This window comes from Alkalibacterium thalassium, assembly GCF_900101165.1.
Taxonomy (GTDB): domain Bacteria; phylum Bacillota; class Bacilli; order Lactobacillales; family Carnobacteriaceae_A; genus Alkalibacterium; species Alkalibacterium indicireducens.
In genome coordinates this window covers 1-11,505 of the sequence record NZ_FNFK01000006.1, presented here as the reverse complement: position 1 = coordinate 11,505, position 11,505 = coordinate 1, and the positions used below count along the sequence as shown (strand labels likewise).

The window sequence follows — 11,505 nt, the reverse complement described above, 5'->3', positions numbered from 1 at the left end:
TCATTACTCGTCTATTTCCACTTCTGCTCCATCTTCAAGATCTTCGCCAGGAGAAAGAACAACTTGGTCGCCTTCACTTAACCCGTCAGTTACTTGAATATGCGCGTCAGACTGTATTCCTGTTTCGATCATGACTTCGCTGACCTGACCATCTGTTACGATGTATACATAGGGTTCGTTGTCCTGATTATAATTTAGCGCTTCAATAGGAATGACAAGTGCATTTTCAGCAGAGTCTACAATAATATCTACATCAATTTCAAAACCGGCAATCAGGTCATCTGTATCTGAATCGAAGGCAATCGTCGCTCCTAGACTGATTGAAGAGCCCATCTGAGTCTGTTCTGACGTAGCTACCGGATCTATGGAATATACTGTCCCCTCATAAAAAGTGTCAGCATATTCCATTTCAACAGGCTGATCGACATTTACTAGCGCAGCATCTGAGCGTGATAACTGAACGGCAACTTGAAGATTATTCAGATCGGAAACAACTAGCGACGGCTGGCCCTGCTGAGCATTAGCGTCAGCTTCCTCTTCGGTCACATTGACTTCTGTTACTGTTCCATTGAAATTAGCGGTGAAGCTTGTTCCATCGACGTAACTTACAAGGGTATCGCCCTCCTCGACTGAATCTCCTACAGAAACATTCAGTTCAGCCACGACACCCTGGCCGACAATCTCCTGAGTCTGAGTCGGTTCGATGATACCTGTCGTTACAACGACTTCTGTAATGTCACTTTCTTCCACTTCAGCAGTCCGCACGGTAACTGTATCGTCTTCCTGAGTAGTGTTGTAGATGCTGAAACCTACAAAACCTAAAAATAGCAGGAAAACAATGATTCCTATCCACTTCTTTCCTTTCATATCATCTTCGTCCTTTCTATATTAAAGTATATTTTTAGACACAATTTTAATTATACAGGTAGGCATAGACCTTTTCTATGAATAAGAGTGGAAGTCATGAAATCTTCAACGTTATACGCATTCGCATACGTATGCAGCGAGACGGGATTTTGGGCCGCAGAAAGTGTATGTGGTAAACTATGCTTAGCTGAAGAAGAGACTGGAAAGAGTTACGGGGAGGAAATCTGGCATGAAAAAGAAAGTATTCGTAGTTGGAGATGTCCACGGTCAATATGACATGTTCATAGAGCTGCTGACACACTGGAAAGAGGAAGAAGAACAACTCATTTTGCTGGGGGATCTGGGAGACAGAGGGGAAAATCCAAAAGCCTGTTTTGGGCTGGCACGCGATCTGGTTGAGAATAAGGGAGCGGTCTGTCTGAAAGGAAATCATGAAGACATGCTGCTGGACTTTTTAAATAGCCCGCAACATTCAGCTGCCCTTTACGATATGAATGGGGGAATGGTGACTGTGCAGTCTTTTCTCGATATAAAGGAAGGACAGTATGATGCGGTTGAGCTGTCCGAAAGCGTAAAATCTCAGGCGCCCTGGTTGAAGCCATTCATCGAGTCCCTGCCATTGAAATATGAATGGGAAGATTATGTATTTACTCATGCTGGTGTGAATCTTACATTGAAGGACTGGACTGACACTTCTGACCGGGATTACGTCTGGATCAGAGAAGGGTTCTTTGATCAGCCCAACTACACTGATAAGACCTTTGTATTCGGCCATACCGTTACGGCAATGCTTCATGAAGAACGGTCGAACACAGATATCTGGCTGTCGGGGGATGGTAAGATCGGACTGGACGGAGGAGCTGTTTATGGCGGAACGCTTCACGGAGTGGTTTTCGATAAAGACGGCATAGTCGATCATTATAAAGTTAATAACACTGGCTATGCATTCAGCCAGTTTTTCGGAGGGAGATAAAACAACGTATGAAGATAGCGACAGTATCGGATCTGCATATCGATCGCAATGACGCATTTATCGAATGGGATCTTGAAAAGCAGCTGACAGACAAGCTGCATGATCAGAATGTGGATTGCCTGTTGATTGCAGGAGATGTGTCGAACCATTATGACACCACACACCGTTTTCTTAAAAAAGTTGAAGAGATGAGCGGCATTCCAGTGCTGTTTGTGCCAGGGAATCATGACTACTGGGCGAGAGACCACGACGTGATAAATACGAATGAAATCGATCACTTCTTTAAACGGCAATCCTATTCACTGGTCGGTCGTCCTAAACTATTTGGAGACGACCTTGCTGTGGTCGGAACACCGGGATGGTATGATTACGGTTATGGCAACCATGACAAGTACAGCAGGGAAGACTTTGAAAAAAAGCAGTACGGATTTGCATCCTGGAACGACCGGCACTACGTCAACTGGGGACGATCGGATCAGACCGTCAGTCAGGATATGCTGGACCAGCTTCTGCAGGATCTCGAGGCAGTCAGAGACAGACAAGTCATTTTAATGACCCATGTAGCGACGCATCCGGAGTTTGTCATTCCGCTTCCGCATCGGGTGTATAATTATGCCAACGCTTTTCTTGGTGCCAGAGCTTATGAGAGACTGTACGAATTGTATCCAAATATCACACACAGCATCATGGGTCATGTCCATCTCAGAAAATCAGTCAGAGATGGGGAGCGGACTTATATCAGTGCCTGTGTGGGCAACCATAAGCACTGGAGGATAAAGAACTTTACGACACAATTGAATAACAGTATGGTGACCTTCACGACCAGCTGACGGACGGACAGGAGTTATCAATTTCAGATAACCCGGTTCGTTCGTTTTGTTTTTATGTTAAAATAGATGGGATGAAGACTTAGAGGAGATGACCGTTTTGACAGATACATCTAAAGATCAGATCATACAACTTTTAAATAAAGAATTGACCGATTATTCGAAAAAGCAGATTCTGTCCGTTTTGGACTTGCTTCAAGATGGCAACACTGTGCCGTTTATTGCCCGTTACCGGAAAGAAGTGACTGGATCACTTGATGAAGTACAGATCAGGGAGATTGAAGAACGCCATACTTACCTGACAAATCTGGAAAAACGAAAAAGCGATGTTCTGGCTTCGATCGAGGAGCAAGGTAAGCTGACACCGGAACTGGAAAGGGACATTAAAGCAGCTACTCAAATGCAGCGTGTTGAAGACTTGTACCGTCCGTATAAACAGAAGCGCCGTACAAAAGCTACGATTGCTAAAGAGCAGGGACTTGAACCCTTAGCGGAATGGATTCTGACTTTTCCTTCAGGCGATCTCGAAGGTGAAGCCAGCCAGTTTATTGATGCTGAAAAAGGGGTTGAAACCCTTGAAGATGTGCTCAGCGGTGTGCATGAAATTCTTGCTGAGTATATTTCTGACAACCCGACATACCGGACATGGATCAGAGAATTTACTTTCAACAATGGAACCATCGAATCCAGAGTAAAAGACAAGTCTCTGGATGAAAAAGGCGTCTATGAAATGTACTATGAGTATTCCGAAACAGTCAAGTCGCTGGTGTCTCACCGCATTCTGGCATTGAACCGTGGGGAAAAAGAAGAGGTGCTGTCGGTATCGATCGACAGTGACGAAGACCGTATCCACGGGTATATGATGAAGCAGGAGCTGCCGGATGGGAAAGCGACACCGGCAACAAATAAAGTGAAAGAAGCTATCAGTGATGCGTATAAACGTTTCATTGGTCCGGCAATCGAACGCGATATCCGAAATGAATTGACTGAAAAAGCAGAAGATCAGGCCATCGAAGTGTTCGGTGAGAACCTGAGCAACCTTCTGCTGCAGGCCCCACTGAAAGATCAGACCATTCTTGGGCTGGATCCAGCCTACCGTACAGGATGTAAACTTGCCGTAATCGATGCGACAGGAAAAGTATTGGCAATCGATGTCATTTATCCGCATAAACCTGCGTCGGGCAGGAAACGTGAGGAAGCAGCCGGAAAATTTCTGAACATGGTCAAGAAGTACAGCGTTGATACAATCGCTATTGGAAATGGAACAGCCAGTCGGGAATCTGAAACCTTTGTCGCTGAGCAATTAAAATCCGTCGATCGTCAAGTGGCTTATGTCATTGTCAACGAAGCGGGTGCCTCTGTATATTCAGCCAGTGAAGAAGCCCGTAGAGAATTTCCGGATTTCCAGGTCGAAGAACGGAGTGCGGTCAGTATCGCGAGACGCCTTCAGGATCCCCTGGCAGAACTGGTTAAAATCGACCCGAAATCAATTGGTGTCGGGCAGTATCAGCATGACGTATCTCAGAAGAAATTGACGGAACAATTGGATTTTGTAATCGAAACAGTCGTGAACCAGGTCGGTGTCAATGTAAACACAGCCAGTGCAGCACTTTTAAAACATATTTCCGGTCTGACAAAAACGACTGCAGAAAATGTCGTGACATTTAGAGAAGAAAATGGAAAATTCACGAGCCGGGCTCAGCTGAAGAAAGTCAAACGTCTGGGACCTAAAGCCTTCGAACAGGCTGTCGGATTCCTCCGTATTCCGGATGGGAAAGAACCCTTCGACAATACAGGCATTCACCCGGAAACCTACAAGCAGGCTGAAACAATCTTATCTATGGCTGGAGTATCTAAAGCTGATCTTGGATCTGATGATCTAAATAATCGCATCAGAATGCTTGATGTCAGTAAAGTGCTCGACGAAACTGGACTGGGTCAGGAAACTTATGAAGATATCCTGAATGCTCTAGTTGCACCTGGGCGTGATATGCGTGATGATATGCCAGCGCCGCTGCTGCGTACAGACGTACTGACCATGGAAGATCTAAAAGAAGGCATGGAACTAGAAGGGACCGTCAGGAACGTGGTGGACTTCGGGGCCTTCGTGGATATCGGTGTAAAACAGGACGGTCTCGTTCATATTTCTAAACTGAGTAACAAATTCGTCAAGCATCCTAAAGATGTCGTTGCCGTTGGGGATATTGTCAAAGTATGGATCGAATCAGTTGACTTGAAAAAAGGGCGTATTGCTTTGACAATGGAAAATAAATAACAGGGTAAATTAGGATGTATGAATGAAGAAACGGAGTGGGCAGTCAACATGCCATTTCTTCCTTCTGTATGGGGGAGTGCATATGAACCAGAAAGAACTGCAGCAGCTGGTCGAAACGATTTCCTTGAATGATTTCGGTAAGCCATTCAGACACCAAGCTACTTTCAACAGTCGACTGCGTACTACAGGTGGACGCTATCATATGAAAAGTCACGATCTCGACTTTAACCCTAAAGTAATCGATAAGCTGGGTGAAGAGATCTTTATTGGAATAGTCAGGCACGAACTCTGCCATTATCATCTGCACCTTGAAGGCCGGGGCTATCAGCACAAAGACAGTGACTTCAAGGTTCTACTGAAGCAAGTGGGTGGTTTAAGGTTTGTCCCTTCGCTGAGAGAAGAAAAAGTCGTTCAGTACTGGGAATATCGGTGCACATCTTGTGACAGCCTGATCCACAGACAGCGTCGATTCAACTTGAGTAAATATGTCTGTGCCAGATGTAAAGGCAAGTTTGAACTGAAAGGCAGAATCGAAGGGAAAACAGCGGTGAATTAAGAGTATAGAATGTTAAGAGGCTCCTAACTGATCGGTAAGTATCCGCTCAGCTAGGAGTTTTTCGATTAAAGGAGTCACTTTTTATAAATAAGGAAGAGAAAAGGTGGAAATATGTGGGGCCCACATATTAATTTGAATAGACCCAGTTCTATACAAGAGTAAAAGTGGGATCAATGGTCCATAAACCGTTATTTGACCCATTGGCAGAGGGGAAAGCCGAACTTGTCTATATATAGATCAGCCGGCTCATAAATGAAACCATGCTGATCTTTTTTGATTCAGGAGAGGCGAATGCCAGCTTTTTTAAATGAGTCTTCGAGTTTTGTAAGGTCCCCGTCAAAGACATGACCGGTCATGCCTAACTTTGCTGCCCCTTCAATGTTCATCGCCAGGTCGTCGATGAAGAAACAGTCAGCTGGATTGAGATCAAAGTGAGCAAAGAACTGTTCATAAATAACCGTGTCAGGCTTGATGCATTTCCAGTCAGAAGACAGAAAGAGTCCGTCAAATAATTCAATGCCTGGGATGACAGCCTTGAACTGGTGAAAGTCCTGAGACACATTAGATAGCAGTAAGAGCTGGTACCCGTTAGATTTCAATTTATGTAGGATTTCTTCCATCCCGGCAATCGGCATCATGTTTTCGAACCATGTATCCATCAGACGGGGAATAGATGGTTTCAAGTCTTCAGGGACCCGATCCTGTGCAGTCGCGATAAGTTTTTCTTTTGTAATGGTCCCTCTATCGTAATCCAACCATTCATCCGACAGAAAAATGGCATCGAGCAGGAGCTGCTGAGACGTTTCGTCTTCAGTAAACGATTTAATGAATTCTGTGGGCGCGTAACGAATCAGAACATTACCCATATCAAAAACTACCGTATTGATCATGTGTTTTCCTCCTAAAATCTTTATATCTTTAAGATAACATACCGGGATAAGGAAGTAGAGCACAAGTTATATCTGTTCAGTATATTGACATTTTACTCAAACATTGATATGATAGCTTCTGTTGAGAAAATAGCGCACGTGGCGGAATGGTAGACGCGTCAGCTTGAGGGGCTGGTGGGGCGATGCCCCGTGGAGGTTCGAGTCCTCTCGTGCGCATCCTATGAAAAGTGCAAGTGAGTGTGTCTCTGAAATGAAGGATGTCAAATGCTTATTTTCATGTGACCTCACTTGCATTTTTATTTATACCACAAAAGGCCTTTAGCGAGATACTATCTCACTAAAGGCCTTTTGTCCTGCACTAATGCTACAATAGAGCATGAAAGTGCGTTCCCTTATTAATATTACGGTGTAACATCCCAGATTCCTTTTTCACCTGAAAAGGAAAATAAAGGTTCCCACTCGACTTCTATAGTTTCGCCATTTACTGCGTAATGTGCTACGCCATCAGTTGAGCGTCCGCTTGAAACAGAACCCATTGAATTGTCGTTCGGGTATGTATCTGCTTGAGAGCCGTCCACATAGACATCAAAATCCATACCATATCCATAGTCGTCATCTGTGTCGTTTTCAAGTGTGTAATAAATAGCAATGACATGTTCAGGCTCATCTTCTTCGAACTGGTTTCGTTCGTCAGTGAACTCTGCATTGGTGATGGTCATCGTTATATCATCAATTGTAATAGACTCTCCAATTGACAGTAATTCAGAATCTTCAGGCTCCTCTTCCGCTTCAGCTGTTTCTTCTTCAGTATCTGCCTCTTCCTCGACCTCTTCTGTCTCGGTTACTTCTGCTTCAGTGTCGTCTTCAACAGCTGCTGAATCGTCATCATCTGCTGGGGTGTCTACATCGTCACAAGCTGCTAGTAAAAATGCGCTTGCAGATATTAAAGCCAATAATTTCTTCATTTCCATCTACTTTTCCTCCTCGTAAGTTATACCGTTTTGGTTGACAGGGTAGTAACTGACGTAGTGAGTATGTCTTCTTACTCACGACTTACTGTAAGACCAGAACCCTATCATGGCGAAAATAATCCTACAGCAATATATATTAATAAATATTTAATTAATATATGTATTGCTATAACACGCCTATCTTAGAGTTTAAACAGACAATTTGTATTAAAAGGATATAATAGTCGTAAAATAGTGGATAGACTTGACAAAGCCGGGTCAGGCAACTTATTTTTTATTACAAAGCTAAGCTTGATAATGGTACCGAACGAAAGAAGATGAGTGGGGAGTCAATGCGTATATACTCTTTTGAATCGAATAGTTTTGATAAGAGTTGCTTTATATACCTGAACTATTTACTATTAAATGTATACATATAGAAATTCAAAAGAACAGGTTAGGAGAGTGTAACATGCCTAATGGAAAATGTCTTTGCGGGAATACCGTTCTAGAAGTTAAAGAACTGAAAGGAAAAGTATACGTCTGTCATTGTGTGATGTGCAGGAAACAGGTGGCGGGACCGATTGTTTATACTGATGCATACAGGGAAGGAGAGTATCACTTCGGCGAATCATCGACAGTTTCTGTATATGATTCATCTGGCTGGGCAGAGCGGGGGTTCTGTCAGTCGTGTGGGACATTTATGTACTTACGATATAAGAAAGACAGTACGATTCATTTTAATGCTGAACTCTTCGATGAGATGGAGCCAACAGAATTAGTTGAAATCCACAAGGAAGTTGAGCCGGAATTCTATGGTGTCATTTTCCCGACAGATGATTAAATGCTGATGGCGATAAAAATTGGTCCATATTTTATTTAGCTATTCAAAAAAATAACTAGGACGAAATAAATCTGACTCTTTCATCCTGGTTATTTTAATTTAAGCATTCCTCCCCATATTCTCAATTTTCATCAGCAGCTGACTGATTTTGTCATTCAGTTCCTTGATTTCCTCTTTGTATTCCTCTCCTTCTTCATCATTACTCACCATGAAAAATGAGGTGATTGTACTGGTCAGTGCTCCAAAAAGTCCGATTCCTGTCAGCATGAGAACCATGGCGGTCAGTCTACCGACAACGGACTCTGGAGAGATATCGTCGTATCCTACTGTGGTCGAGGTAACAAACGCCCACCAGAGTGAGTCGATGAAATTGACACCTTCTGCGATAGAGTAGACCGTTGCACCGATAAGCAGGATCGTCCCGCTGGCATAGATCATGTAGGCAAAGCCGTTTGTATTGAAGAACATTTTGATATGGCGAGACATTTTTCCTATCAGTCCAACTAATCGGGTCATACGAAAGAGTCGGGTCAGCCGACTCATACGAGACAGTCTGGATAACCTGGCAATTCGAAAAAGAAGGGCAAACCTAAACACCGAGAAGGCAGAATGAAAGGGAACGATAGCAATACGGTCAGTTATATTTCAACTGAAGAAAACGGCTTTCTCTTCTGATTTTAATAGACGGCTGAAGTAATCGTAAGCAAAGAGCAGCAATATCAGGCGGTCGATTTCAAGGAAAGGGGAAACACCGATATCAAAGACTGCCAGATTATCCATGACGACCATGCTCACTGAGAAAAGTGCCAGGATTATAATGATCGGATCATAATATTTTTTAATACAGTCATAGGGTTCCTTCTTTCTAAACTAGTTAATAGTACATATGTAAAAGGGGCCGTTCAGATTGACTGAGCAGGCTCTTTAATCTGCTTAGTTAGGATCAGCTTCTCCAAAATTTAGTGTAATCTGCTTTATCTTCGATATTAAACTGGATAATAGTCCTTAACAAATCGTAGTTAACCGGCTGATTCCACTTGATACGGAACAGTTGCTTTGTCGCTTCATAATCAGCTGCGGCAATTTCTTCTGCGAAGTGATTCATCGTAACCTGTTCAGGCGCTACAGCAAGGTGATTCTTGGATGTACTGAAACCTATAATGAATGTGCCGTGATCGGCGAACATCGGCTGGTTCCACTTGAATTGTTTCTCCAGTTGAGGAAACGAATCCTCTATCCACGTCAGAAGCTCTCTCACACGATCCTGATGTTCTACGGAATCGAGCTTGTTGATAAATGTATCAAATTCTTCCATATTTGTCCCCTCCAATATTTAAGTTACGTCCTTTTTCACATCCTCATTATAACTTATGATCGTTTTAATCAACAGAATAAATAATGCGGTTGATTAGACAGGTGGAATGATTAGTGATATTGGTGCGGGTGCAACTATCTAATTTGACAGAGTGAATCATATTTTATATAAAGCGACTCTTGAAGGATAAAACATCCTTTGTGATTGTTCACTGGCTTTTCACGATTAGAAATGCCGAATCGAACTTCGAGGCCAATGATGGTAGCATTGTGGAACAGGGAAATCATGATGAACTCATGGAAGAAGGCGGCATGTATTCTGAGTTGTATTATTCTCAGTTTGAAAACTATGCCTGATCTTAAGTCAGTTACATTAAAAGGAATGCCATTCTGACTAATGGTGTTCCTTTTTGTTTTATTAAATTTAATCACATCGATGAATAAGCTGATTCTGTTGCTTATCAGAACTTTTAGGATGAGTGACTGTTTCATAAGTACGGAATAGGAGGCATACGCCCTCTTACCAGGACTACAATCACCACGTAAAAAGCACTAGTAGATTCTCACCACATCAAGAGACTCAACGCCAGCCAGGAGACAGAAAAAAAGCCTCAGTCATTTTCCTAAAGCCATACACTAGGCACAGAATCGGAAAAGAATGAGGCATCTGTTAGAATAATTGCTATAAAGCATAATCATAAAAGAAGGAGCGTCGACAAGCTGATGACCAGCGGCATGGTCACGATCGAGAAGAAACTGGCCAGAATGATGATGCGTGCACCGTATTCGTAATCCCCGCCGTATAGCTGCGAAAAAAGTGCAGTATTCACGGCAGTCGGTGTACAGTTCGCTATGGCAAGTACCAGCAGGACGGAAGGATCACTGATCGGTAAGAGCCAGATTAACAGAAGAGCAACGGCTGGAGCAATCAGTAAACGAATGAATACGATCCAGTAATTGGATTTAACAAAGAATATTTCCTTGAACTGACTTCTGGCCAGATAGCCTCCAAGAAGGATCATTCCTAGAGGAGAACTAAGGCCACCAATCGTATCCAGGCTATTATATAAAACGTCAGGCAACGGGATACGGGTGATGTACAGGCCGAAACCAACAAACGCACCGATACTAGCCGGATTCGTAAATATAGATTTTATAGTGATCGGCTGATTACCTTCTGACAGCATCCATATTCCATATGTAAACTGGAAAATTGCTGAAACAACTATATACATGGATAAGTAAAAGATGCCTTCGTATCCAAGTATCGGTAGAATAATGGGAATACCCATAAATGCAGTATTCGAAAACACGATGGCATACCGGTCTATCTTCGACCGGTTTCTCAATACCGTATGGGCTATGAAAATACGTGAGAGTGTAATGGCAAGGGATCCGATTAGGGAAGTGAAGAGGAGTTGCAGCTGACCGCTGTCGTAGTCCTGCTGAAACGAGAGCATCAGAACGATCGGAATGACAAACTTCGTCACGATATTGGCCAACTGCTGACTGCCGTCCATATTGAGAAAATTGATTTTTACAAGGATGAATCCAAACATCATAATGAAAAACATCTGAAGCAGCTGATCGAAAATTACTAATGAAATGTCCATAGGGTTCGCCTTCAATCTATTATGTAGTAAACTATTTAATGAAGATTCTTTATCATACTGCGACAGAAGACACTCGCTTCTATAAGCGGGTGATGAATGGCGCTCGAGCTTGCTCGACAGTATTTTCGAAAAAAGTAAAAAATAAGTCTTATTCCTGCAATAACTCGTCACACAAAAGTCATTGTTCCCCTTGCTTTAATCCCGTCATTAGGGTATTTTTAGTACAAAGAGGAGGGGAATGTATGTTCAATAATAAAGCGTATAAATTTCGTCTCTACCCCAATGAAAAACAGAAAGAGCAGATAAACAAAACAATCGGATCTGCTCGCTTTGTCTATAATCATTTCTTAAATGAATGGACGACGACATATAAAGAAACTGGAAAGGGCTTATCCA

At 42.8% G+C, this 11,505-nt stretch carries 14 protein-coding genes and 1 tRNA gene; 8 read left to right on the top strand and 7 right to left on the bottom strand.

Going from position 1 to position 11,505, the window contains the following annotated elements; all coding sequences use genetic code 11:
- Nucleotides 1-3: 3 nt before the first annotated feature.
- Complete coding sequence (locus BLR76_RS02635) at nucleotides 4-867, bottom strand: efflux RND transporter periplasmic adaptor subunit (RefSeq protein ID WP_091265104.1); 864 nt, start codon at nucleotides 865-867, stop codon at nucleotides 4-6.
- A gap of 229 nt (nucleotides 868-1,096) precedes the next feature.
- Between BLR76_RS02635 and BLR76_RS02630 the strand changes: the two genes are divergently transcribed.
- The 4 genes from BLR76_RS02630 to BLR76_RS02615 all read left to right on the top strand — a co-directional run bounded on the left by BLR76_RS02630 (nucleotide 1,097) and on the right by BLR76_RS02615 (nucleotide 5,498).
- Nucleotides 1,097-1,840, top strand: a complete 744-nt coding sequence (locus BLR76_RS02630) for a metallophosphoesterase (RefSeq protein WP_091265102.1) — start codon at nucleotides 1,097-1,099, stop codon at nucleotides 1,838-1,840.
- An 8-nt stretch (nucleotides 1,841-1,848) separates the two neighbouring features.
- Entirely contained in the window at nucleotides 1,849-2,670 is an 822-nt protein-coding gene (locus BLR76_RS02625; RefSeq protein ID WP_091265100.1) for a metallophosphoesterase, read from the top strand.
- A gap of 97 nt (nucleotides 2,671-2,767) precedes the next feature.
- Nucleotides 2,768-4,942 carry a Tex family protein gene (locus tag BLR76_RS02620; RefSeq protein ID WP_245683005.1) on the top strand — a complete coding sequence of 725 codons (2,175 nt, stop codon included), beginning with the start codon at nucleotides 2,768-2,770 and terminating at the stop codon, nucleotides 4,940-4,942.
- An 82-nt stretch (nucleotides 4,943-5,024) separates the two neighbouring features.
- Complete coding sequence (locus BLR76_RS02615; protein WP_091265096.1) at nucleotides 5,025-5,498, top strand: SprT family protein; 474 nt, start codon at nucleotides 5,025-5,027, stop codon at nucleotides 5,496-5,498.
- A 278-nt stretch (nucleotides 5,499-5,776) separates the two neighbouring features.
- Here BLR76_RS02615 and BLR76_RS02610 read toward each other — a convergent pair whose 3' ends face one another.
- Nucleotides 5,777-6,388, bottom strand: a complete 612-nt coding sequence (locus BLR76_RS02610; RefSeq protein ID WP_091265095.1) for an HAD family hydrolase — start codon at nucleotides 6,386-6,388, stop codon at nucleotides 5,777-5,779.
- A gap of 132 nt (nucleotides 6,389-6,520) precedes the next feature.
- Between BLR76_RS02610 and BLR76_RS02605 the strand changes: the two genes are divergently transcribed.
- A tRNA-Leu gene (locus tag BLR76_RS02605) sits at nucleotides 6,521-6,604 on the top strand.
- 185 nt (nucleotides 6,605-6,789) lie between these two features.
- On the opposite strand, the gene BLR76_RS02600 is transcribed toward BLR76_RS02605, so the two are convergent.
- Nucleotides 6,790-7,359 (bottom strand): hypothetical protein, encoded by a 570-nt coding sequence (locus BLR76_RS02600; protein WP_091265092.1) that lies wholly within the window; start codon nucleotides 7,357-7,359, stop codon nucleotides 6,790-6,792.
- Nucleotides 7,360-7,810: 451 nt separating this feature from the next.
- Here BLR76_RS02600 and BLR76_RS02595 point away from each other — a divergent pair, with 451 nt between their 5' ends.
- Nucleotides 7,811-8,182, top strand: coding sequence for a GFA family protein (locus tag BLR76_RS02595; protein WP_091265090.1), 372 nt, complete (start codon nucleotides 7,811-7,813; stop codon nucleotides 8,180-8,182).
- A 99-nt stretch (nucleotides 8,183-8,281) separates the two neighbouring features.
- On the opposite strand, the gene BLR76_RS02590 is transcribed toward BLR76_RS02595, so the two are convergent.
- The 3 genes from BLR76_RS02590 to BLR76_RS02585 form a co-directional block, all read right to left on the bottom strand.
- Nucleotides 8,282-8,824, bottom strand: a complete 543-nt coding sequence (locus BLR76_RS02590) for an ion channel (RefSeq protein ID WP_091265088.1) — start codon at nucleotides 8,822-8,824, stop codon at nucleotides 8,282-8,284.
- A gap of 3 nt (nucleotides 8,825-8,827) precedes the next feature.
- Nucleotides 8,828-8,962 (bottom strand): hypothetical protein, encoded by a 135-nt coding sequence (locus tag BLR76_RS12325; RefSeq protein ID WP_281241330.1) that lies wholly within the window; start codon nucleotides 8,960-8,962, stop codon nucleotides 8,828-8,830.
- Nucleotides 8,963-9,125: 163 nt separating this feature from the next.
- A complete protein-coding gene (locus tag BLR76_RS02585; protein ID WP_091265086.1) occupies nucleotides 9,126-9,497 on the bottom strand; it encodes an iron chaperone in 372 nt (123 codons plus the stop codon).
- A gap of 200 nt (nucleotides 9,498-9,697) precedes the next feature.
- Here BLR76_RS02585 and BLR76_RS11755 point away from each other — a divergent pair, with 200 nt between their 5' ends.
- Nucleotides 9,698-9,853 (top strand): hypothetical protein, encoded by a 156-nt coding sequence (locus tag BLR76_RS11755; protein ID WP_176759585.1) that lies wholly within the window; start codon nucleotides 9,698-9,700, stop codon nucleotides 9,851-9,853.
- A 338-nt stretch (nucleotides 9,854-10,191) separates the two neighbouring features.
- Here BLR76_RS11755 and BLR76_RS02580 read toward each other — a convergent pair whose 3' ends face one another.
- A complete protein-coding gene (locus BLR76_RS02580; RefSeq protein ID WP_091265081.1) occupies nucleotides 10,192-11,109 on the bottom strand; it encodes an AEC family transporter in 918 nt (305 codons plus the stop codon).
- A gap of 38 nt (nucleotides 11,110-11,147) precedes the next feature.
- Here BLR76_RS02580 and BLR76_RS12420 point away from each other — a divergent pair.
- A partial coding sequence (locus tag BLR76_RS12420; protein WP_218121383.1) for a helix-turn-helix domain-containing protein occupies nucleotides 11,148-11,505 on the top strand: 358 nt, incomplete at its 3' end.